This is a genomic window from Rhizobium sp. SG2393 (assembly GCF_042610495.1).
In the GTDB taxonomy this organism is placed as follows: domain Bacteria; phylum Pseudomonadota; class Alphaproteobacteria; order Rhizobiales; family Rhizobiaceae; genus RU20A.
Genome location: NZ_JBHGAP010000001.1, coordinates 1,082,696 through 1,105,045, shown reverse-complemented (window position 1 = coordinate 1,105,045; position 22,350 = coordinate 1,082,696). Strand labels below are relative to the sequence as shown.

20 protein-coding genes, 1 tRNA gene and 1 other RNA gene are annotated in these 22,350 nt (G+C 64.5%); 17 read left to right on the top strand and 5 right to left on the bottom strand.

Features of this window, described 5'->3' with window-relative positions; all coding sequences use genetic code 11:
• Positions 1 to 95 precede the first annotated feature (95 nt).
• The 3 genes from ACED18_RS05290 to ACED18_RS05280 all read left to right on the top strand — a co-directional run bounded on the left by ACED18_RS05290 (position 96) and on the right by ACED18_RS05280 (position 6,664).
• Positions 96 to 1,526 (top strand): FAD-binding oxidoreductase, encoded by a 1,431-nt coding sequence (locus tag ACED18_RS05290; protein WP_377289680.1) that lies wholly within the window; start codon positions 96 to 98, stop codon positions 1,524 to 1,526.
• A gap of 66 nt (positions 1,527 to 1,592) precedes the next feature.
• Positions 1,593 to 5,360, top strand: coding sequence for an AsmA-like C-terminal region-containing protein (locus ACED18_RS05285; RefSeq protein WP_377289678.1), 3,768 nt, complete (start codon positions 1,593 to 1,595; stop codon positions 5,358 to 5,360).
• Between the two features lie 521 nt (positions 5,361 to 5,881).
• Entirely contained in the window at positions 5,882 to 6,664 is a 783-nt protein-coding gene (locus ACED18_RS05280) for a GGDEF domain-containing protein (protein ID WP_377289676.1), read from the top strand.
• Between the two features lie 120 nt (positions 6,665 to 6,784).
• Here ACED18_RS05280 and ACED18_RS05275 read toward each other — a convergent pair whose 3' ends face one another.
• The 4 genes from ACED18_RS05275 to ssrA form a co-directional block, all read right to left on the bottom strand.
• Positions 6,785 to 7,009 carry a ribbon-helix-helix domain-containing protein gene (locus ACED18_RS05275; RefSeq protein ID WP_377289674.1) on the bottom strand — a complete coding sequence of 75 codons (225 nt, stop codon included), beginning with the start codon at positions 7,007 to 7,009 and terminating at the stop codon, positions 6,785 to 6,787.
• A 66-nt stretch (positions 7,010 to 7,075) separates the two neighbouring features.
• Positions 7,076 to 7,294: a DUF4169 family protein gene (locus ACED18_RS05270; protein WP_377289672.1), complete on the bottom strand. Its 219-nt coding sequence runs from the start codon at positions 7,292 to 7,294 to the stop codon at positions 7,076 to 7,078.
• Between the two features lie 21 nt (positions 7,295 to 7,315).
• On the bottom strand, positions 7,316 to 7,837 hold the full coding sequence (locus tag ACED18_RS05265) for an SspB family protein (RefSeq protein WP_377289670.1): 522 nt from the start codon (positions 7,835 to 7,837) through the stop codon (positions 7,316 to 7,318).
• A gap of 118 nt (positions 7,838 to 7,955) precedes the next feature.
• Positions 7,956 to 8,322: a transfer-messenger RNA gene (gene ssrA, locus ACED18_RS05260) on the bottom strand.
• Positions 8,323 to 8,447: 125 nt separating this feature from the next.
• Between ssrA and ACED18_RS05255 the strand changes: the two genes are divergently transcribed.
• From ACED18_RS05255 to ACED18_RS05215, 9 genes are all read left to right on the top strand, one after another.
• Complete coding sequence (locus tag ACED18_RS05255) at positions 8,448 to 9,242, top strand: thymidylate synthase (protein ID WP_377289668.1); 795 nt, start codon at positions 8,448 to 8,450, stop codon at positions 9,240 to 9,242.
• A gap of 33 nt (positions 9,243 to 9,275) precedes the next feature.
• Positions 9,276 to 9,791, top strand: coding sequence for a dihydrofolate reductase (locus tag ACED18_RS05250; RefSeq protein ID WP_377289666.1), 516 nt, complete (start codon positions 9,276 to 9,278; stop codon positions 9,789 to 9,791).
• 161 nt (positions 9,792 to 9,952) lie between these two features.
• Positions 9,953 to 11,074 carry an FtsH protease activity modulator HflK gene (gene hflK / locus ACED18_RS05245; RefSeq protein ID WP_377289664.1) on the top strand — a complete coding sequence of 374 codons (1,122 nt, stop codon included), beginning with the start codon at positions 9,953 to 9,955 and terminating at the stop codon, positions 11,072 to 11,074.
• A complete protein-coding gene (gene hflC, locus ACED18_RS05240) occupies positions 11,074 to 12,027 on the top strand; it encodes a protease modulator HflC (RefSeq protein WP_377289662.1) in 954 nt (317 codons plus the stop codon). The genes hflK and hflC overlap by 1 nt, the downstream gene beginning before the upstream one ends.
• Before the next feature lie 222 nt (positions 12,028 to 12,249).
• Entirely contained in the window at positions 12,250 to 12,633 is a 384-nt protein-coding gene (locus tag ACED18_RS05235) for an ACT domain-containing protein (protein WP_377289660.1), read from the top strand.
• Between the two features lie 179 nt (positions 12,634 to 12,812).
• Complete coding sequence (locus tag ACED18_RS05230) at positions 12,813 to 14,372, top strand: DegQ family serine endoprotease (RefSeq protein WP_377289658.1); 1,560 nt, start codon at positions 12,813 to 12,815, stop codon at positions 14,370 to 14,372.
• A 28-nt stretch (positions 14,373 to 14,400) separates the two neighbouring features.
• On the top strand, positions 14,401 to 14,829 hold the full coding sequence (locus tag ACED18_RS05225; protein WP_377289656.1) for a secondary thiamine-phosphate synthase enzyme YjbQ: 429 nt from the start codon (positions 14,401 to 14,403) through the stop codon (positions 14,827 to 14,829).
• A gap of 257 nt (positions 14,830 to 15,086) precedes the next feature.
• Positions 15,087 to 15,491: a ketosteroid isomerase-related protein gene (locus tag ACED18_RS05220; protein ID WP_377289654.1), complete on the top strand. Its 405-nt coding sequence runs from the start codon at positions 15,087 to 15,089 to the stop codon at positions 15,489 to 15,491.
• Between the two features lie 243 nt (positions 15,492 to 15,734).
• Positions 15,735 to 16,091, top strand: coding sequence for a hypothetical protein (locus tag ACED18_RS05215; RefSeq protein WP_377289652.1), 357 nt, complete (start codon positions 15,735 to 15,737; stop codon positions 16,089 to 16,091).
• Between the two features lie 449 nt (positions 16,092 to 16,540).
• Here ACED18_RS05215 and ACED18_RS05210 read toward each other — a convergent pair whose 3' ends face one another.
• The gene (locus ACED18_RS05210; RefSeq protein ID WP_377289650.1) at positions 16,541 to 17,287 is read right to left on the bottom strand and encodes an SIMPL domain-containing protein; all 747 of its coding nucleotides are present in this window, start codon (positions 17,285 to 17,287) and stop codon (positions 16,541 to 16,543) included.
• A 185-nt stretch (positions 17,288 to 17,472) separates the two neighbouring features.
• Here ACED18_RS05210 and ACED18_RS05205 point away from each other — a divergent pair.
• The 5 genes from ACED18_RS05205 to ACED18_RS05185 all read left to right on the top strand — a co-directional run bounded on the left by ACED18_RS05205 (position 17,473) and on the right by ACED18_RS05185 (position 22,252).
• Positions 17,473 to 17,548, top strand: a tRNA-Ile gene (locus ACED18_RS05205).
• A 224-nt stretch (positions 17,549 to 17,772) separates the two neighbouring features.
• The gene (locus ACED18_RS05200; RefSeq protein WP_377289648.1) at positions 17,773 to 19,419 is read left to right on the top strand and encodes an ABC transporter ATP-binding protein; all 1,647 of its coding nucleotides are present in this window, start codon (positions 17,773 to 17,775) and stop codon (positions 19,417 to 19,419) included.
• Positions 19,420 to 19,711: 292 nt separating this feature from the next.
• Complete coding sequence (locus ACED18_RS05195; RefSeq protein ID WP_377289646.1) at positions 19,712 to 20,209, top strand: MarR family winged helix-turn-helix transcriptional regulator; 498 nt, start codon at positions 19,712 to 19,714, stop codon at positions 20,207 to 20,209.
• Positions 20,206 to 20,919 carry an SDR family NAD(P)-dependent oxidoreductase gene (locus tag ACED18_RS05190; RefSeq protein ID WP_377289644.1) on the top strand — a complete coding sequence of 238 codons (714 nt, stop codon included), beginning with the start codon at positions 20,206 to 20,208 and terminating at the stop codon, positions 20,917 to 20,919. Before ACED18_RS05195 ends, ACED18_RS05190 begins: the two co-directional genes overlap by 4 nt.
• Position 20,920: 1 nt before the next feature.
• Positions 20,921 to 22,252 (top strand): NAD(P)/FAD-dependent oxidoreductase, encoded by a 1,332-nt coding sequence (locus ACED18_RS05185; protein ID WP_377289642.1) that lies wholly within the window; start codon positions 20,921 to 20,923, stop codon positions 22,250 to 22,252.
• Positions 22,253 to 22,350: the final 98 nt, after the last annotated feature.

The following is a 22,350-nucleotide window of genomic DNA, read 5'->3' as shown; positions in this document are numbered from 1 at the left end:
GAAAATGCAGCATTTCGACGCTTGGTCGGGAGGGTGCACCGGGGAGTGGGTGCGGCTCCGGCGGAGAGTGGCGGGCGCGGGCGAGGAGGATGGTCATGCACGGGACGCGGTTGGACGGGGATGCCGAAAAGCGGCGTGCAGCGGGACTTGCCGATCTGCGGGCGCGGTTTGGCGATCGCTTCCAGGCCGGCGAAGCGATCCGTTCGCAGCACGCCAACACCACGACCTACATTCGTCCGCAACTGCCTGATGCCGTGATCTTTGCCGAAAGCGAGGCGGATGTGCAGGCCGTGGTGATCGCGGCCGGCGAGTATGGGCTCCCGATCATTCCCTTCGGCACCGGCAGTTCGCTGGAAGGCCATGTCAACGCGCCCTTCGGCGGCATCAGCCTGGATTTGTCGCGGATGGACAGGGTGCTGTCGGTGAATGCCGACGACCTCGACTGCACGGTCGAGCCCGGCATCACGCGCGAGGCGCTGAACACCTATCTGCGCGACACCGGTCTGTTCTTCCCGATCGACCCCGGCGCCAATGCCTCGATCGGCGGCATGACCTCGACGCGGGCATCGGGCACCAATGCGGTGCGCTACGGGACCATGAAGGACAACGTGCTTTCCGTGACCGCGGTGACCGCCGGCGGGCGGATCGTGCGCACGGCGCGGCGCGCCCGCAAGTCCTCGGCCGGCTACGATCTCACGCGGCTCTTCGTGGGTGCGGAAGGCACGCTCGGCGTCATCACGGCCGTCACATTGAAGCTTTACGGCATTCCGGAAGCGATCGGGGGCGGGGTCTGTGCCTTCCCGAGCGTCGGGGATGCCTGCAAGGCCGTCATTCTCACGATCCAGAGCGGCATTCCCGTGGCGCGGATCGAGCTTCTGGACGACACGCAGGTTCGGGCCAGCAATGCCTATTCCGGCCTGACGCTTGCGGAGACCGCGACGCTTTTCGTGGAGTTTCATGGTTCGCCGGAGACGGTGGCCTTGCAGATGCGGCAGTTTTCGGAGATTGCCGCGGACTTCGGCGGCACCGATTTTCGCGCCACGACGGATGCGGCCGAGCGGGCGGTGCTGTGGAAGGCGCGCCACAACGCCTATTGGGCGCAGAAGAGCCTCCGGCCGGGTGCCGGCATCCTCTCCACCGATGTCTGCGTGCCGATCTCGCGTCTGGCCGATTGCGTGATGGAGACACAGGCCGACATTGCCGAGAACGGCTTCCTTGCGCCGATCGTCGGCCATGCCGGCGACGGGAACTTTCATGTTGGCCTGATCTTCGATGATCAGGATCCGGTGGAGCTGGAGCGTGCGATGGCCTTCGTCGCCCGGCTGAATGCGAGGGCGCTTGCCATGGATGGCACATGCACCGGCGAGCACGGGGTGGGGCAGGGCAAGATGAAGTTCCTCGCCGCCGAGCATGGCGAGGGGCTGGAGCTGATGCGCGGCATCAAGCAGGCGCTCGATCCCCAGATGATCTTCAATCCGGGCAAGATTTTTGCTGTCGGCGCGGATGCGGGCGGCTATGTAGGGTAAAGGCCCGGTCGGAACGGCCGGCGACCTCAGGCAACAGCCTCGACGGGCGGGAACGGGAACAGACGAGTGCTGTCGCGCATACTGGTGACAATCGGCGGGCTTCTGGTGGTGGCGCTTTTTGCGGCGCTCATCGCGCCCTATTTCGTTGACTGGACGAATTTCCGCCGCGAGTTCGAGGCGCAGGCGACCCAGATCCTCGGAAAGCCTGTCGTCGTCCATGGCAGTGTGGACGCACGTCTGTTGCCGTTTCCTTCCGTGACGCTGAATGACGTACGCGTTGGCGAGGGCGAAAGCGGCCAGCCGCTGATCCAGGTCGCCCGCTTTTCCATGGATGCCGAGCTCGCCCCGTTCCTCAGCGGCGAGGCCTTCATTTTCGACATGCGCATCGAGGAGCCGAAGGCGACGCTGCGCCTCCAGCCGGATGGTACGCTGGACTGGGCGCGCGGCCGTCGTGCGGTCATTCCGGCCAAGGTGGTTGTGCTGGAAAATGTCGAGATCACCGGCGGCAGCATCGATTTCATCGACGAGCAGACGGGGCGTTCGCGGCGGATCACCGATCTTTCTGCTGCGGTTTCGGCCCGGTCGCTCGCGGGACCCTGGCGGATCGACGGGCGTGCGGCACTGGACGGGGAGACCGGTGGCTTCTCGCTGACGACCGGAGCCGCTTCCGAAGCGGAGGGCCTGCCGCTTCGCGCACGCGTCATGCCCGATGCACGGCCCTTCGGTGTGGATCTCGACGGTCTCGTCAAGATTGTCGATTTCAAGCCGGTCTATGAAGGCGACTTCACGCTGGTGCATGGCGAGAGCGACCAGAAGGACGCCGGCTCGAACGAGTTGCCGCCGCGGCTGAAGGGCAAGTTTGCCCTGACGAACGAAAGCGTGCGCGTGCCGGAGTACCGGCTGGAAGTGGGCCCGCGCGACGATCCTTATCTTGTGACCGGCGAAGCCACACTCGATACCGGCAAGGAACAGCGCTTCCTGCTGGTGGCCGATGGCCAGCAGATCGACGTGAGCCGGATCGGCAATGCCGGTGGCGAGGCGGGCAAGACGTCCCGCAATCCGTCGCTTTCGATGCGCGAGCGCTTGCAGGCGGTGCTGGGCATTGTCGCCGATATCCCGATCCCGCAGGTGCCGGGTCGCGCCAGCCTGCGCCTGCCGGCGATCGTCGTCGGCGATACCACGGTGCGCGACGTCAGGCTCGATGTGGTGCCTGATGGCAACGGCTGGCAGGTAGAGAACGCCGTGGCGCTGCTGCCGGGGCGGACCCAGCTGGAGGCCAAGGGCCGGCTGACACTGAAGGGCGAGCGCGCCTTTCGCGGCGATCTCCTGATCGCATCGAACCAGCCTTCCGGCCTTGCCACCTGGCTTGCCGGCTCTGTCGATCCCTCGCTGCGCTCGCTGAAGACTGCGGGCTTTTCGGCGTCCGTCAATCTGACCGATACGCTCCAGCAGTTCGAGGGCCTTGAGATTGCCGCGGGTCCGGCGACGCTGAAAGGCCATATCGAGCGCCAGTCGCTGCCCGACCAGACCCCATCGCTGACCATTGCGCTGAAGGGCAATCGCGTCGATATCGATGCGTTGCGCGCGCTGACCGGCATTGTCGCCGGCGACAATTCCACCGATGCCATCCTCGCCCATACGATCGCGATCGATTTGCAGGCCGATACATTTGCAGCCTTCGGCGAGGAAGCGCGCGACGTGCAGGCCGTACTGACCTCCAAGGGCGGGCAGTTGCAGATCGAGCGCCTGTCGGTCGGCGATCTCGCAGGCGCCAAGCTTGCGGCATCCGGCCGGGTCAGCGGCTCGCTGACACAGCCCATCATCGGTGCGAAGATGAAGCTGGCCGCAGCCGATCTTGCGCCCTTTATCGGGCTCGTGGCGCGGCACGTTCCCTCCCATCCGCTGCTCGAGCGGCTCGTGCGCGGCGGGGGATACTATACAGATGCGGCGCTCGACCTGACGCTGACGGCCGGTAGCAAGGACGGCAATGCGCCGGTGACCTTCGGCGTGATCGGCACGGCAAACGGCACGCGGATTGCCGCCCATTACCAGGTGCCCGATTTCCTGCGGGCGCTGGCCGGCAAAAGCATGGTCCTGGAAGCAACACTGGAAAACCCAACGACGCTGACGCTGATGGGGCAGGCGGGCTTCGATCCGCTGCCCTTCGATCTCGAGCCGAACGGCGTGCTGTCGCTGCGCCTGCAAAGCGACGACACGGGGGCCGGGAGCGGTGCCGTCACTTTTACCGCTGAGGGGACGTCGCTTGCCGCCAACGGCAATTTCAGCCTTGACCGCGACCGCTTCCTCGAGGGCGAGCAGACCGTGACGATCGACAGTCGCGACCTCGAACCGTTCCTGCTGCTGAAGGGCGTGGCGCTGCCCGGTGCGGGGACGGGGCTTCCCGTCAAGATGACGGCGAAGCTGGTGACGACGAGCGGTGCGGTGGCTGTCAACGACATCAACGGGCAGGCCGATGGCAACGGCTTCAAGGGCGAGCTGAGTTTTGATCGCAATGCGGCGCAGGCCAAGGTCACCGGCAAGATCGCCGTCGATCGCGCCGCACTCTCCTGGCTGGGCGAGACGGTGCTCGGGCCGGTCGAGGACGTGAGCGGCGGTGGGCTGGCGCGGACCCCGGTGGCTCAACCGTTCTGGAACGGCGTGGATATCGCCATCGATCTCTCGGCAGGGACGTTCGATACGGGCCTTCTCACGCCTGTCCAAGGCTTTACGGGCAAGCTCGCCTTTACCGGGGATGCCGTGACGCTCGACGCCATGGCCGGGACATGGGTGGGCGGCCAGCTTTCCGGCCGCATATCGGCCGGTAGCGGCAATCAGGCGGCGACGTTCAGCGCGCGGGTCGATCTTGCCGGCGCCGACCTGGCGCAGATGAGCTGGATGCGTGCAGGCGCGCCGGTACTTTCCGGCAAGGGCGATCTTTCGGTGTCGGTCGAGGGCACGGGGGCCAGTGTTGCAGACGTTGCGCAGACGCTGAGCGGCTCGGGCTCGGCGACGCTTTCCGACGTGACGGTGACGGGGCTGAACAGCAAGGCGCTTGAACCGCTGCTGAAAGCCGCAGACGGAATGGACGGCGAGTTGAAGCCGGAGCGTCTTCTGCCGGAGGCAGAGCGGAGCGTGCTTTCGGGGCAGACCAGCCTCAAGACCGTGAGCCTGCCGTTCAACATAGCAGGGGGAACGCTGCGTCTACAGTCGGTGGCGGCCGGCGATGATTCGGCGCTCTTCACGGCCAATGCGGCCCTTGAGCTTGCCGACCGGACGCTGGACGGTGCGCTCCAGGCAAGCTTCAAGCCGGGCGACCAGGCGATGTCCGGCGCCGAGCCGGCGGTGACGCTGAATTTTGCTGGGGCTCTTGCCGCACCCCAGGTCAGTCTCGATGTCGCCGATCTCTCCAATTTCCTGTCGCTGCGCGCCTTCGAGCGCGAGCGGCGGCGCGTCGAGATCCTTCAGGCTGCCGTGATCGAGAAGCAGCGTCTGCGACGGGAGGCCGCTCTTTACAAGGCGCGGGCCGAGGAGCGGGAGCGTGATCGGCTCCGCGCGATCGAGGAAGAACGGTTGCGCAAGGCTGCCGCCGAGCGGGCCGAGAAGATCCGCGTGGAGGCTGAGATCCGCAAGCAGGAAGAGGCGCGAAAGGCCGCAGAAGCCGAGGCTGCACGCAAGGCCAAGGCAGAGGCCGACCGGCAGGCGGCCGAAGCGGCAGCGCGACGCGCGGCCGAACAACAGGCGGTGCCGCAGCGGGCAACGCCCATCACCGGACCGGACGCGGTGACGCGCGGCGGAGAATTGCCGCCCCCGGTTTCCGGCGCGACAGGCAACTGACGGGCTCCGGTCGCCGTCCGTAAAGGCGCGCGCCGGATGTTCGGCTCTTATGTCGTCTTTTGCCGACGCCGGTCTGTCGCCTCAACTGGACCACAGCGCCGCTCTCTTTCACCTCAGCATCTCTGCCGGTCACGGGATGGCGTCGGACTGCCGCATGCTTTTCCATGTCCCGCCTTGCCCGGTAGCCAAGGGATCGCGCTTCGGCCGACGGATTGTCATCTGCGTCGCTCAGGCCGGTGCTCCAGGATCTGTTTAAAGAAAAATAACCGTGTCGATCCTCGTTTCACTACGGTCGGATAAGGCGCCGCAAGACATGATCGCCTTCTTGATCTCGAGGCCGAAGATTAAAAATCATATGATATTATGTTTCTTCTGCGTTTCGTATCTTCGATATCCCCGTAATGTCTTCCTTTATGATATTTGCGCTATCCGATGCATTCTTCCCATCCGATTAGAAAAGTCTTAGAGGTATTTTTCTATCGTTTTCGTGGTGAAGCTTGACGCATGGAGGCGGCGAGGTCATGACGCGGATCTCGCGGTTGAATTTCTGGGTACTGACGGTCGGCGGTGCTGTTGTTTGTGCGGCGCTCTGTTCGGCGGTGACGGCCTATTTCATCGCGCCGTTCGGCTGGCAGGTCATGCGCGTTTCCCTTGCACTTGCGCTTGGGTTGCCGCTGGGGCTCGGCCTGCCGATTTTTGCTTTCCTTGCCGTCAAACTGCGTGAACTCTCCGAAAGCAACGACAGGCTGCTTCGGCTGAACCGTCTGGATGCGTTGACCGGCGTGCTCAACCGCGCCACCTTCACTGCCGAGGCCGAGGGCGTGCTTGCCGATCGTGACGCACGATCCGGCGTGCTGCTGATCATCGATGTCGATCACTTCAAGCAGATCAACGATTGTCACGGACACAGGGCCGGGGATGAGGCGCTGGTGGCGATCGGCCGGAGCCTGGAGGCTGCCGTGGAAGGCCGGAGTGCTCTTGTGGGGCGGCTCGGAGGCGAGGAGTTCGGCATCCTGCTTCCGTGTCTTCGGGCAGATATGGCGACGCTCGTTGGCGAGCACGTGCGCCTTGCCATCGAGACCATGGCGCGCCCGGCCTCGCTGGAAGCGCATCCCATCACGGTCAGCGTCGGTGCATGCGCCTTCACGACACCTTCGGAGTTTGCGCGTGTTTTCAACCGCGCCGACGAAGCTCTTTATGCCTCGAAGCGCAATGGCCGCAACCGCGTGACGCTGGCCGCCGGGGATGTGCCGGAGGACACGCGTGGCCAGGAGCCTCGCCCACGTTTTGCGCAGGTTCGCTGAGCCGTTCAGGCTGTCGTCTAGAGCACTTCCGGTGAAAACGGGAACACCTGAAATACTCTATCTGTTTGTTTTGACGCAGTCCGGATGCAAAACCGCTAACGCAATTTTGCTGGACGTACTCTAGGCAAGCGGCTGGCCGGCCTGTTTCACCCAATGGAAAACATAGAGGCGGATGGCGGAGGAGAGGTTGGTCTCCGCATCGCGCCCGTCATCGATTTCGGCGATCAGGCGTGCCAGCGCCATGTCGCGCGCAGCCGCGATCGCCTTCAATTCCTGCCAGAAGGCCTCTTCCAGGGTGAAGCTGGTTCGGTGACCGTGAAGGGTTGCGGAATGTTTGCGGATCATCGCGGTGTTGACACGGGGCTTGAGAGGCTTCGAAAAATGAGTCCGCCGGCTCCGGCAAGGCGCTGATCACTCCGGCTTTTCAGGCTTCGATCCATCCGGCCCGGACGTGCCTTCGAGGCGACCCTGGTCCAGTCGGCGCTCGGCCTGATCCTTCAGCGCCCGGGTCAGCGTCTTCTCGGCCTTGGTGCGGCCATGGGCGAGGCGATTGGCGTCGGCGGCGCGCTCCTTGTCGGCGCGCGCCTTCTGCTTGCGGGCCATGCGGAGATTGATGATCTCGGCCGCCATGGCGTCTCTCCGGTTGATCGATCAGTTCTTCTTGCGGAACGCGTCGAGGGAGACGACGGAGGCGCCGGCCGGCTTGTCGCCGCCCTCTTCGCCCGTCTCCGAGCCGGCCTTGTCGTCGCTGCGCTCGACCGGAGCCAGCGGATAAGCGGTGATCTCCGCGCCGTCCTCGTCCTCGTCATCCATGGCGGCAACGTCGAATTCCAGCTCGAAATTGACAGCCGGATCATAGAAGCCGCGGATGGCATTGAAGGGGATGACGAGCTTTTCGGGCGTGTCGGAGAAGGACAGGCCGATTTCGAAGAGCGATTCGGTGACCTTGAGATCCCAGAACTGGTGCTGGACGACGATTGTCATCTGCTCGGGATACTTCGTCTTCAGGTGCTGGGAAATCCGCACGCCCGGCGCGCCGGTGAGGAAGGTGATGAAAAAGTGATGGTCACCCGGGAGATGGCCGGTGGTGGCAACCTCGGACAGGACCTTCCGGATCACGCCGCGCAGCGCGTCCTGGGCCAGAATGTCATAACGGATGTGGTCCTGGGACATTGTTTTCCAATCTTCTTCAACTCGAACCCTGACCGATCTTATGCCACCGGCCACGCGTGCAGGAAAGACCCGCAAGCGAATCCTGAAAAGGTATAAACGATTTCGCAGAAGGAAAGAAGGTGAAGGCTTCTGTTGCCAGGTGCCTTCGGACCCCGCCTTACGGTGCTACCCGCAAGGGCTTGATTTGAAGTGTCGCACTGCGATTAAGCAGCGAGACGAGCTTCAGCATAGTTGTCGTTTGCAACTACAATTTTAGCCCGATAACGGTGGTACAATGCCGAGCAAAAGAGCGATCTTTACACCCTTGTCGATCCTATTTCGCCCCCATCAGCAGCCGGCCGCGCCGTGATCGTCCGCCGGTTCCTGGTGGAGGCGCCGGGTACCGCCCCCGGGTCCAATAGGTTTATTTCATCGTCCGTTTATTGCCATAGCCGCCCGAAGACGGCCCGAAGGATATAAGATGTCAGAACGATGAAGGGAAGGGGGCGGGAAAAATAGTCTGCAGGCGGACATCCCCGCGAAAGCGGTGGACGCGTCGTAGGCCGCGCTTGGAGCGGCAGGACCTATGGGGTAGGGTCCGCACGATCTTCCAGACAACGGGACCGGCGCCATGCGGCAGTATCACGACCTCCTTCGCCACGTGATGGACAACGGCATCGACCGAGGCGACCGCACCGGCACCGGCACGCGCGGCGTCTTCGGCCACCAGATGCGCTTCGATCTTTCCGAGGGCTTTCCGCTGGTGACGACCAAGAAGCTGCACCTGCGCTCGATCATCCACGAATTGCTGTGGTTCCTGAAGGGCGACACCAACATCGCCTACCTCCGGGAGAACGGCGTGACGATCTGGGACGAGTGGGCGGACGAGAACGGTGACCTCGGGCCGGTCTATGGTTACCAATGGCGTTCGTGGCCGGCACCCGACGGCACCCATGTCGACCAGATCGCCAATCTGATCGAGGGGCTGAAGACCAATCCGAATTCCCGCCGCCATATCGTGTCTGCCTGGAACCCGGCGCTGGTGGACGACATGGCGCTGCCGCCCTGCCACTGCCTGTTCCAGTTCTACGTGGCCGATGGCCGGCTTTCCTGCCAGCTCTACCAGCGCTCGGCTGACATCTTCCTCGGCGTCCCCTTCAACATCGCGGCCTATGCGCTGCTGACGATGATGGTGGCGCAGGTGGTGGGGCTGAAGCCCGGCGATTTCGTCCATACGCTCGGCGATGCGCATATCTATTCCAACCATTTCGAGCAGGTGCGCGAGCAATTGACCCGTACGCCGAAGACGTTGCCTCTGATGAAGATCAATCCGGCCGTGAGGGACATCTTCGGTTTCCGCTACGAGGATTTCGAACTCGTCGGTTACGAGGCGGATGCGAGCATCAAGGCGCCGGTGGCCGTCTGACAGGGAGCGCGTCTGCGGGCGGCGTGGCATAGGATGAGTGAGGCAAAACTGGTGCTGGTGGTGGCCGTTTCGCGAAACGGCGTGATCGGTCGCAATGGTGATCTGCCGTGGCGCCTGCCCTCCGATCTCAAGCGCTTCAAGGCGCTCACCATGGGCAAGCCTGTCATCATGGGTCGTCGCACCTGGGCCTCGATCGGCCGGCCGCTGCCGGGGCGGCCGAACATTGTCGTCACGCGCGATTCCTCCTTCGTCGCCGACGGCGCGGCGGTTGTCGGATCCGTTGCCGAAGCGATTGCTCTCGGGCGCCTGGAGGCAAGGCGGCTCGGGGTGGACGACGTCTGCATCATCGGTGGCGGCGAGATCTACCGCCAGACGATCGATGAGGCGGATCTGATCTATGTGACCGAGGTCGGCGCTGACATCGACGGGGATACGCGTTTTCCCGAAATCGACCCGGATCGCTTCGTCCGCAGCTTCCAGGAAATCCTGCCGCAGGGCGAAAAAGACAGCCATCCCATGCGTTTCGTCACCTATTCCCGCCGTTCGTAAACCCTTTTGCGCACTTCACGAACAATTCTGCGGCATTTCAGCTGTTGCCGGGTGCTGTGCGTTGAAAGCCCATGTTTCGATACCTATAACGGGATCACGGGAAGCGGCCGCGCGAGCAATTGGCGCGCCGGTGCCGAGGGAGTTCAACTAAAGAGGATTTGATGCCCTGGAGCAATCAGAATGGCGGCGGCCCATGGGGCGGCGGCGGCGGTAACAACCGGCCGGGCGGACCCTGGGGGCAGGGCCCGAACCGTCCGAAAGGCGGCGGTGGCGGTCGAGGCAATGGCGGACCGCCGGATCTCGAGGAAATCATCCGCCGCGGACAGGACCAGTTGAAGAACGTGGTTCCGGGGGGCTTCAATGGCGGCGTCGTCGCGATCGTCGCGCTTCTCATCCTCGGCTTCATGCTGATGAATTCGATCTACACCGTCCAGCCGGACGAGCGTGGCGTGGAGATGCGCTTCGGAAAGCCGAAGGAAGAGGTCTCGATGCCGGGCCTGCACTTCCACTTCTGGCCTTTCGAGACCGTGGAATTCGTGAAGGTCACGGAACAGCAGCAGAATATCGGCGCGCGCGCATCCTCGACCCAGAATGCCGCGGGACAGATGCTGACGGGTGACCAGAACATCGTGAACGTGCAGTTCTCGGTGCTCTATTCGGTCACGGATCCGAAGGCCTATCTCTTCAACGTGGAAGATCCGGCCGATACGCTGCAGCAGGTGGCCGAGAGCGCCATGCGCGAGGTGGTCGGTCGCCGTCCGGCGCAGGACATCTTCCGTGATAACCGCCAGGCGATCGCCGAGGACGTGAAGACGACCATCCAGGCGACCATGGATACCTATGGCGCCGGCATTTCCGTCAACACGGTCGCGATCGAGGATGCGGCCCCGCCGCGCGAGGTTGCCGATGCGTTCGACGAGGTGCAGCGCGCCGAGCAGGACGAGGATCGCTTCGTGGAAGAAGCCAACCAGTACGCCAACCAGGTTCTCGGCCGCTCGCGCGGTCAGGCCGCGCAGATCCGCGAAGAGGCAGCCGCCTACAAGGATCGCGTCGTCAAGGAGGCCGAGGGTGAGGCCCAGCGCTTCATTTCCGTCTACGACGCCTACAAGGCGGCGCCTGACGTGACGCGTCGCCGTCTCTTCATCGAAACCATGCAGGATGTCATGGGCAAGTCCAAGAAGGTGATCATCGACGAGAAGAACGGCCAGGGCGTGCTGCCCTATCTGCCGCTGAACGAGATCGGCCGTCCCACGGCCGGCCAGGTGACGGGAGGGGCCCAGTGATGAACGGTAGCCGTCTTCCCATTTTCCTGATCGTCTTCGGCGTGGTGCTACTGGCGCTCTATTCGTCCATCTTCGTCGTGAACCAGCGCCAGCAGGCGGTCGTGGTGCGCTTCGGCCAGATCCAGTCGGTCAAGACCGAGCCGGGCCTCTATTTCAAGCTGCCGTTTGCCTTCATGGATGCCGACCGCGTGCAGTATGTCGAGAAGCAGGCCCTGCGCTTCGACCTCGACAATATCCGCGTGCAGGTGTCCGGCGGCAAGTTCTACGAGGTCGATGCCTTCGTGGTCTACAAGATCGCCGATGCCCGCCGCTTCCGCGAATCGGTCTCGGGTGATCGTCTGTCGGCGCAGGCGCGTCTCAGCACCCGTCTCGATGCGTCGCTGCGCCGGGTCTACGGTCTGCGTGGCTTCGAAGCCGCCCTTTCCGAAGAGCGCGCCTCGATGATGCGCGAAGTGCGTCAGGACCTGACGCGGGACGCCGAAAACCTCGGCATCCTGATCGAGGACGTCCGCATTCGCCGGACCGACCTGACGCAGGAAGTCTCGCAGCAGACCTTCGACCGCATGAAGGCCGAGCGTCTGGCCGAAGCCGAGCTGATCCGCGCCCGCGGTAACGAAGAGGGCCAGCGCCGCCGCGCCATCGCCGACCGCCAGGTCGTCGAGATCGTCGCCGAAGCGCAGCGCGATTCGGAAATCCTGCGCGGTGAGGGCGAAGGCGAACGGACGCGCATCTTCGCGGATGCCTTCAACCGTGACCCGAGCTTCTTCGAGTTCTACCGCTCGATGAATGCCTATCAGGCCTCGATTGGCAGCGCGGACACGACGCTGGTGCTGTCGCCGGATTCGGAGTTCTTCCGCTTCTTCAACAATGCGAACGGCACGACACCTCCGGCCGCGACGTCCGGGACGCAGGCCGCCCCGTCCGCCCAGCCGCAGGCACAGCCGGCCCAGTAAGGTACGGCGGTGGCGGTCGCGGCCGCCACGCCATGATCGTCCGAGAGGGGCCGGTTTGACGCCGGCCCCTCTCTTTGTTTTACGCCGCCGTTTCCTGTCGACGTTTTCTTGTAGACAGGGCGCGTCTGCTGCCGCAAATACCGGAAGACCGATTGCGTCCGGCGCTGCCGGGCCGCATGTTTGCCGGCGCCGGTCCCGCCTGGCTTCTCCGAGGTTGAACACATGTCCCGAAAGCTGCTGATCCGTCTCGTGGAGGCCGAATATGCCATCACGCGGCTGAACGTTGGCTCGCAGATTCCCCACTGGTTGCCGGGCCCCGGCTTCTGGACGGTGTCCAGCTCGCGCGAGGAGATGACGCTCGTCTGTCGCGCAGCCCGCGTGCCTGCAACGGTCCAGACATCCGGCGGATGGCGTTGCCTGCGCATCGAGGATCATTTTCCGGTCGATGTTCCCGGCGTTCTTTCCGCGCTCCTGCAGCCGCTTTCCACGGTCGGCGTTGCCATTTTCGCCAACTCCACCTTCAGCACGGACTATGTCTTCATCGCCGGCGGCGATCTGGAGAAGGCGCTGAAGGCGATGCGCGAATTCGGGCACGAGATCATCTGACCTGCCGCAGGTGGCGCACGCGCCTTCTTCTCACGTTGCGGTGTGCAGCCGAAAAAGTCTGTAGACGCGTCTTCATTCCGCCTTATCTTGAGGTCCATCGTCGGGCTACAAGGGCGGACTGCGGGGCATGAACAGGCCCGGCCGGCCATTTTCAGCCCGACCCGACACGAGAGGTTTTCATGCTGCCTTCGATCCGTCCCGCGACCCGCCGCCTTCTGGCGCTGTCGAGCGCACTCGTGCTTGTCTCCGGCGCCATCGCCCCGGTCACGCCTGCCATTGCGCAGACGCGGCCTGCCAATACCACGCAGCAGGGCCCGGCCTCCGTCGCCGATCTTGCGGAAGGCCTGCTCGGCGCCGTCGTCAACATCTCCACCTCGCAGAATGTGAAGAACGAGGACAAGGCGCCAATGCCCCAGGTGCCGGAAGGCTCGCCCTTCCAGGATTTCTTCGACGAATTCTTCAAGGGGCAGGGCCAGGACGGCAACCGGCCGCGCACCGTCAATTCGCTCGGCTCCGGCTTCGTCATTGACCCCGCAGGCTACATCGTCACCAACAACCACGTGATCGACGGCGCCGATGACATCGAGGCGAATTTTGCCGATGGAAGCAAGCTGAAGGCCAAGCTGATCGGCAAGGATACCAAGACCGACCTCGCGCTCCTCAAGGTGGAGCCCAAGAAGCCGCTGACGGCGGTTCCCTTCGGCGATTCGCGCAAGATGCGCATAGGCGACTGGGTGATGGCGATCGGCAATCCCTTCGGCCTTGGCGGCACGGTCACTGTCGGCATCGTTTCGGCGCGCGGGCGCAACATCAATGCCGGCCCCTACGATAACTTCATCCAGACGGATGCCGCCATCAACCGCGGCAATTCCGGCGGCCCGCTGTTCAACATGTATGGCGAGGTCATCGGCATCAACACGGCGATCATTTCTCCGTCGGGTGGTTCGATCGGCATCGGCTTCTCGGTGCCGACGGAGCTTGCGGAAAACGTGATCAAGCAGCTGCGCGACTTCGGCGAGACGCGGCGCGGCTGGCTCGGCGTGCGCATCCAGCCGGTAACGGACGATATTGCCGCGAGCCTCGGCATGGAGCGCCCGCGCGGCGCGCTGGTGGCCGGCATCATCACCGGCGGGCCGGTGGCAAACGGCGAGATCAAGACGGGTGACGTCATCATCCGCTTCGACGGCAAGGATGTCGGCGAGATGCGCGACCTGCCGCGCGTGGTGGCCGAAAGCCCGGTTGGCAAGGCGGTCGATGTCGTCGTGATCCGCGACGGCAAGGAGCAGACCGTGAAGGTGACGCTCGGCCGCCTGGAAGACAGCGAAGCGGCTGCCGCTGCCGGCGCGGAAGAAAACCCGACCGTGGCGCCCGAGGAGGGGCAGGAGCAGTCCGACGAAAACGCAGCGCCCGAAGATCCGCCGGCCGTCGAGATGCCGGCCGATGGCCGCGTTCTCGGCATGAAGCTCGCCGAACTCGATGATGCCGCCCGCAAGAAATATGGCATCAGCGAGGATGTCGAAGGCGTCGTGATCACGGAGGTGAAGCCGGGCACGGCGGCGGCCGAACGGCGCCTCAAGGCCGGCGACGTGATCGTCGAGGTCGCGCAGGAGGCCATGACGACGCCCGAGGACGTGCTGACGCGGGTGGACAGCCTGAAGAGCGACGGCCGGCGCAACGCGCTGCTGATGATCGCCAACAAGACCGGCGAGCTGCGCTTCGTCACCGTGCGGATGGAATAGCGGACGGATCGGCTCGCGGGAGGGTGTCATGCCGCAGCGGATGATGGTCATCGAGACGCGCGGTGCGGGGCTCTACGAGTTCACCCGGGAGGCGAGCCACTTCGTGTCCGAGGCCGCTGGCCGGGCAGGCGAGCGGCTTCTGACCGTCTTCGTGCGGCATACGTCCTGCTCGCTTCTGATCCAGGAGAATGCCGATCCGGATGTGCGCCGCGATCTCGACGCCTTCTTCCGCCGCCTGGTGCCGGCGGCAGATGACCCTGCCATGGCCTATCTCGTCCACCGCGACGAGGGGCCGGACGACATGCCTGCCCACATCAAGGCGGCGCTGACGGCCGTGTCGATCGGCATTCCCGTGCATGCCGGCCGCATGGTGCTGGGCACCTGGCAGGGCCTCTATCTGTTCGAACACAGGGCTCGTCCGCACAGGCGCGAGATCGTGCTGCACCTGTCGGCATGAGTGGGTGCGGGCGCTTTCGCCGCAGCGACGAGGTGCTGGACAAATCGCGCGTGTGGCGCGAATCTGATGGCGTACACCGAGTGTCATTTGTCTGTCATGGCGCGCCGTTTTCGGGAACGTCTTCAAGGCTTTGGCGTTATCGCTTTCGGCGTGTGCCCGGCAGCAGCCTTTCCCGTGCGGTGGAAAGACCGTCCCGCTGCGGGATGATCGCGACCACCAAAAGGCGGGACCGAACCCGCCGAGCCGGAGGACCCCCAATGACCGATGCCCAGACCGTTGTCAGTCGCTTCATCGAAGCCTTGAACCGCAGGGATTTCGACACGATCGCCGCCTTTCTTGACGAAGACGTGGCGCTTGATTCCCTGACAGGCCAACGCACCATCGGCGCCGAGCCGCTGCGCATCGCCGTTGCCAATTATCTCAGGCATTTCGACGAGACCTTCTCGGACATCGTGCTGATGCACGATGCCTTCGGTCAGCGGGTCGCCGCCGATGTGACCGCGCACGGCACCTATCGCGAGACCATGACCGGCTTTCCCGAAGCGCGGCAGCAGAGCTATGCGATCCCCAGCGTCTTCATCTTCGAATTCGAGGATGGTGCCGTCTCGCGCCTCAGCCACTATCGCAATACGCGGGTTTTCGAGGAAATGCTGGCGCGCTGACGGACGCAGGCGCCCGGCTGAATGGGGCATGAACGGCCAGTTCCGGCAGCGTTCAGCTTGATCCTCTATAGTGATCGTCAATGGAGCGGATAGGCCCGCTCCCGATGGGCGCAGGGGAAGCGGTTCTTCTCTTCCGCCCGATCATCAGAGGGATGCCCGATCTCGAACGAGGGGCAGCCTTCAGGACAGCCACATGGCCGGCGGCGCAGGACAGAGCGCCGGGCCCGGACAATGGAGACGACGATGAAGACCTTTCTGAAGACCGCCGTGATCACGCTTTCCGTCGCGCTGACGGGCCTCACCGGCATGGCCGTCACGGCGCCGGCCGCCAAGGCCGATACGCTCGAATTCCGCATCGGCCCCGGTGGTGTCGACATGCGCGAGCGGCCGCGCTGGGGTCACCATGACCGCTGGGACCGCGACCGTCGCGGCCGCTGCCACCCCGGCCTCGCCGTCGAAAAGGCCCGCGACTACGGCTTCCGCCGTGCCCAGGTCGTCGATGTGACGCCGCGCCGCGTGGTTGTCGAAGGCCGCCGCTTCGGCGACTACCGCACCATCAGCTTCGCCAATGTGCGCGGCTGCCCGGTGCTCGGCCGTTAAGGTTCAACGGGAAAACACGGTGCCGCGGCTTTGCCCGGCGGCACCGGCTCGCGCATGAAAACGCGACGGATTTCTTCGGATTGATACCGCCCGGCGCCCGGATCTGTTCCGGCAGCGGTCGGTTCATAAGGCACCCTCCACGGAACGCGCCCTGTGGAGGGTGTTTTCGTGCGACCTGCCGGACACCGCGGGGATCATTGGGCAACACGTCAGTGATCGCGGGATCACCTTCGACACCCCATGCGCCCGTGTTGAACCGCATTGTCCGAGGCCGAAGCGATCACGCGCCGGCTGGACATGTGCGACAGCCGGGGCGCTGCTGCGAACGCCCCGGTGACGCCGAAGACTTAGCGCTCTGTTCGATCTGACAGGATCAGATCGGCGCTCTAAGTCCTCTTTTCTAAAGCATAATCTTGTCGATCCTCGTTTCAATCCGGTCGGATTATGCTCTAGTCGCCGATCTCGAAGCGCATGGAGACGGAAACCGTGTAATTGTTCTCGCCCGCGGCGATCGGCACGGACTCCGCACCGGCATCCTTGGCCATGGTCCGCATCATCTGCGGCATGGGGATCGGCTGGCCCATGGTTTCGGAGATTTCGAGCACACGACCGACCTTGATGCCGGCAGCATCCGCCATCGTCTTCGCCTTCTCGACCGCCTCGGAGACGGCTTGTTTGCGGGCCTGCGTCATCGCGGCCTTGGGGTCGTCATTGGCGAACTGGACCGTGCCGCCCTGATTGACGCCGAGCGTCACGGAGCGGTCGAGGAGATCGCCGAGCCGCTTGAGATCCCGCAGCTTGACCGTCAGCGCATTGTTGGCCTGGTAGCCGGTCAGCTTTGGCGGCCTGTTTTCGCCATTGGAGTTGTCGTAATAGGTGTATTGCGGGTTGATCGAAAAGCCGCTCGTCTGCATGTCGCGCTCGGCAATCCCGTCTTCCTTCAGCGCCGCCAGCACCTTCTCCATCGCCGTATTGGTGGCCGTGACGGCCTCCCGCGCGGTGGCTGCCGTTTCCTGGACGCCGAGGCTGATGATGGCAATGTCGGGGGCAACCTGCGCACTGCCTTCGCCGGTCACGACGATCACACCCTTCTGCGGCCCCTCTGCCGCAAGTGCGGGAAGGGCCGCGGTCGATGCCAGCGCAGCCAGAAGGAGGGCACCGGCCAGACGGCGCGGTACGGCAATGAAATCAGTCATTTCGGGTCTCCGATGTTTCCTGTCCCTGCTGCCGGTTGTGGCCAAGGAATGTGTAGGGATTGCGGCACCGCCTTTACGCCCCCGCCGAATTCGGCTAGAGCCGGAACTGAGAGGCGCCGGCAACCCGCAAGGTGCGGCCGGGCGCTCCAAAGGGGTCCCATTGCCCCTGCGCCGCTTCTGCGGCCGGGCCTGTAGCTCAATGGTTAGAGCCGGCGGCTCATAACCGCTTGGTTGGGGGTTCGAGTCCCTCCGGGCCCACCAATTTTCCAAGTCATTGTTTTATTTATTTTTATCTCGTCGCTGACGCTGTTCCGTCCGTGTAGTCGTGTAGTCCTGTGGTCGTGTCGGTGCGGCGGGCTGGTAGGGGATTTTTCAGGGAAGGATAGTGGGGGTGCTGGACAAGATAGTGGACATGGTCCACTATCTTCGCTGCGGCGCACAATGGCGACCGCGGGCGAACAAAGTTACAAGAACAAGGGGAACTTATGTCGCACACCTCCACGTCGGCCGACGTGGTGCTGTCCGTTCGCAATCTGACGGTGGATCTGCCGCCGGGGATGGAGCGCACGCACGCGGTCAGGGATATTTCCTTCGATCTCCATGCCGGTGAGATCCTCTGCATCATCGGCGAATCCGGTTCGGGCAAGTCCGTGACCGCCAATACGATCATGGGCCTTCTGTCGCCCGTCATCAAAGTCAGCGCGGGCGAAATCCATTTCAGGGGCATGGACATTCTCGCCGCCCGCGAAGACGCCATCCGTCCGCTGCGCGGCCGGGCGGTGTCGATCATTTTCCAGGATCCGCTGTCTGCGCTCAACCCGCTGATGACGGTCGGTGACCAGATTTCGGAAGTGCTGGAGGCCCATGGCCATGGCACGGCCGAAAGCCGCAAGGCCAAGGTGCTGTCGCTGCTGGAAGAGGTGGGCCTGCCCGATCCGGCGCTGATGCGGCTGCAATATCCCTTCCGGCTCTCCGGCGGGCAGCGTCAGCGGGTGATGATCGCCATGGCGCTGGCGCTCGATCCGGACGTGCTGATCGCGGATGAGCCGACCACGGCGCTCGACGTGACCACGCAGGCGCAGATCCTCGATCTCATCCGCAGGATCCAGAAGCGCAAGGGCATGAGCGTCATGTTCATTACCCATGATTTCGGTGTCGTTGCCGAGATCGCCGACCGGGTGGTGGTGATGGAAAAGGGGCATCTGGTGGAACAGGGCCCGGCCGATCAGGTGCTGGTGCATCCCGCCCATCCCTATACCCAGCGCCTCGTGGCTGCCGTGCCGCGCATGCGGGCGCGGGCTGCCGATGTCATCGCGCAAGATGAGCCGCCCGTGGTGCTCGAGGTGGAAAACCTCGAAAAGGAATATCGGGCCGGCGGCTCCTTCTTCCGCAAGACGCGGGTCGTCAAGGCGGTCAATGGTGTCAGCTTCACGCTGCGCAAGGGGCAGACGCTCGGCGTGGTCGGTGAAAGCGGGTCGGGCAAATCCTCCCTCGGCCGGGTGCTTCTGAAGCTCCTGCAGCCGGATGGCGGGTCGATCCGGTTCGACGGGCGCGACATCGCGGCCATGGGCGAGGACAGCTTTCGGGCGCTTCGGCCCTATATCCAGATGATCTTTCAGGATCCCTTCGCCTCGCTCAATCCGCGCCACACCATCGGCAGGATCCTGACGGTCGGGCCGGTGGCGCATGGCGTGCCGGTGGGAGAGGCGCGCGCCAAGGCGTTGCGGCTGCTGGATCTCGTTGGACTGGACGCGCAGGCCTATGACCGGTTCCCGCACGAGTTTTCCGGCGGGCAGCGCCAGCGCATCGGCATTGCCCGCGCGCTGATGTTCGATCCGGTCGTGCTGGTGGCCGACGAGGCGGTCTCGGCGCTCGACGTGTCGATCCAGGCGCAGATCCTCGAACTGCTGGCCCGCGTGCAGGCGGAGATGAAGGTGGCGATGATCTTCATCACCCATGATCTGCGCGTGGCGAGCCAGATCTGCGACGAGGTGATCGTCATGCATCGCGGCGTGGTGGTGGAGAAGGGGCCGCCGGCCACGATCTTCCGCGATCCGCGCCACGACTATACCCGCAAACTCGTCGCCGCGATCCCCGGCGCCGACTGGGAACCGGCCGCCGCGGCCGTGTGATCCCTTCAGGCGGCGGTTTTCCACGCCTGGCGCGTGTCGGATGGCTTGTGAGCGCCCGCGCTTCCGCTGGTTCCGAAGGGGGCCGGCGGCGCTTGTGTTTTTGTTTTCAAGATTTTGATTTTACTGAAAAAAATAGTCGATTTTGCCGCAGAAAATAGTTGCAAATATCCACTATCTGTCCTTTCATATTGTCACGGAATTGAAATACGACAGCGACGGAAGCCCGAAGCTGCGGCCTGCGCGATGCAGGCCTGCGGACGGGAGAACTCTTGTCCAGTCGAACGGAAACCCGATGACGAAACCGCCTTCAAAGCCTGCGATCAAGCCGCCGACGGTGCCAGAGGACATCAACATCGATGTGCTCGAGGATACGCTGAGCTTCTACATCCGCACCATCAACCTCGCGGTGTCGCGCGATCTCGATGAGCGGCTGGAGGGGCTGGATGTCGCCAAGGGCACGGGCAAGATCACCACGCTGCTCCTGGTCGACGACTATCCGGGTATCCGGCCCTCGGTGATCGCCCACCTCATTCTGAAGGACCGCTCGGCCATGGGCCGGCTCATCGACCAGATGGAGCATCACGGCCTCATCCGGCGTGAGGTGTCGCCGGACGACAGCCGCGCGCAGCAGCTTTATATCACCGAGGCCGGCGCCGCGCTGGCGGTGAAGATCCGCGAGATCGTCCCGCAGCAGTCGCGCGATTTCTTCTCCTTCATTCCGGACGACGAGCAGAAGCTGGTCATCGATATCCTGCGGCGCGCCTATCGCCGGATCGTGGGGCTGTCATGAGCGATTTTCCCAAGGGCGCCGTGGCGCTGATCTCGGGTGCCAGCCGCGGCATCGGCGACCATGTGGCGGCGGAACTGTTGCGGCAGGGCTGGAACGTGTCGCTCGGCATGCGCACGCCCGTCATGCCGGCCTGGGCGGAAGGCGAGGAGGATCGCGTCCAGCTCTTCGCCTACGAGGCCGGCGACGTGACGGCGGAGGCGCGATGGGTGGAGGCGGCCACCGTCCGCTTCGGCCGTATCGACGCGCTCGTCGCCAATGCCGGCATCATGATCCCGAAGACGGTGATCGAGGCCGAGGACGAGGATATCGAGGCCATGATGCAGGTGAACCTCAAGGCGCCGCGCCGGCTGGCGAAGGCGGCCTGGGAGACGCTTGCGGCGACGGGCAGGGGGCGGGTGATCATCCTCGCCTCGCTCTCCGGCAAGCGGGTGAAATCGGCCGGTGCCGGCAGCTATTCGCTCTCCAAATTCGCGGCCGTGGCGCTGGCGCATGCCATTCGCCAGACCGGTTTCGACCAGGGTATCCGGGCAACCGCCGTCTGCCCCGGCTTCGTCGCCACCGACATGGCGATGGCGCTGACCGACCGGCCGGCCGACCTCCTGACGCAGCCGGACGATCTCGCCCGCATCATCGCCATGCTGATTGCCCTTCCCAATTCGGCCTCGGTCGCCGAATTCGCCATCAATTGCCAGCTTGAGGAATTTTTCTGAGATGCCCGGTCCTTATGTCGTTCCCGTCCATGGCGATGCCGAGCTGCCGAAGGAGGTGGATGTCGTCGTCATCGGCGGCGGGATCATCGGAACATCCACCGCGCTGGAGCTTGCCGACAGCGGCCTGCGCGTCGCGCTCTGCGAGAAGGGCGGCATCGGCCACGAACAGTCGAGCCGCAACTGGGGCTGGGTGCGCATCTCCCGGCGCGACCCGCGCGAGGTGCCGCTGATGGCGGAAGCGCTGCGCATCTGGGCCGATCTCAACCGACGCACGGGCCGCGAGACCGGCTTCAAGCGCTCCGGCATCGTCTTCACCTGCGCGGATGAGAAAGCATTCGACGAGCACGAGCGCTGGAACCGCAATCTCGAGGGATACCAGATCGAAAGCCGCATGCTGAGCGCGGCCGAGTTCAACGCCAAGTACCCCGGCAACACGATGAAGATCGCCGGCGCGCTCTATACGGCCGGCGACTGCCGCGCCGAGCCGCAGCGGGCCGCACCCGCCATCGCGGAGGCTGCGCGCGATCGCGGCGCGCATATCCTCACCGAATGCGCGGTGCGCGGCCTGCAGATGGCGGGTGGCAAGGTGTCGGGCGTCGTGACGGAGCGCGGCGAGATCGCCTGCACATCCGTCGTGCTGGCGGGTGGCGCCTGGTCGAGCCTCTTCATGGGCAATAACGGGCTCGACCTGCCGCAGCTCAAGGTGCTGAACTCGGTATTGCGCACCAAGCCGCTGGAAGGCGGGCCGGAGGAGGCGATCTGGGCGAGCGGCTTTGCGCTGCGCAAGCGCCAGGACGGCGGCTACACGATCGCCGACGGGGCCCAGAACATCGTCGATCTCGTGCCCGCCTCGTTCCGCTACGCAACGAAATTCCTGCCGGCCTTTTCGCATGAATGGCGCTCGCTGCGCTTCCGGCTCGGTGGCCGCTTCTTTGATGAGGCCCGCATTCCGCGCCGCTGGGCGCTCGATGAGGCCTCGCCCTTCGAATACAACCGCGTGCTCGACCCGATCCCGTCCAAGGCCATGTCGGATGCGGCGCTGAAGCGTCTCTCGGTCGCTTTCCCGGTCTTCAAGAAGGCCGAGATCGCGCAGCGCTGGGGCGGGATGATCGATGTGACGCCGGATGCGGTGCCGGTCATCGACGCCATCGATGCGATCCCGGGTTTCCACGTCGCGACCGGCTTTTCCGGCCATGGCTTCGGCATCGGCCCGGGGGCCGGGCGGCTGATGGCCGACATCGTTCTCGGGCGTACGCCCATCGTGGAGCGCCGCGACTTCCGTTTCAGCCGCTTTTCGGATGGTTCGAAGATCGAACTCATCAGCGGCTTTTGACGACCAGAGCGGCCGGCGGTCCGCCGCCGGTCGCAGCGCATGCCGGCAGGGAACTGCCGTCGGGAGGCTCAACCGCCCAGAGAGGCGGAGGCACGCAC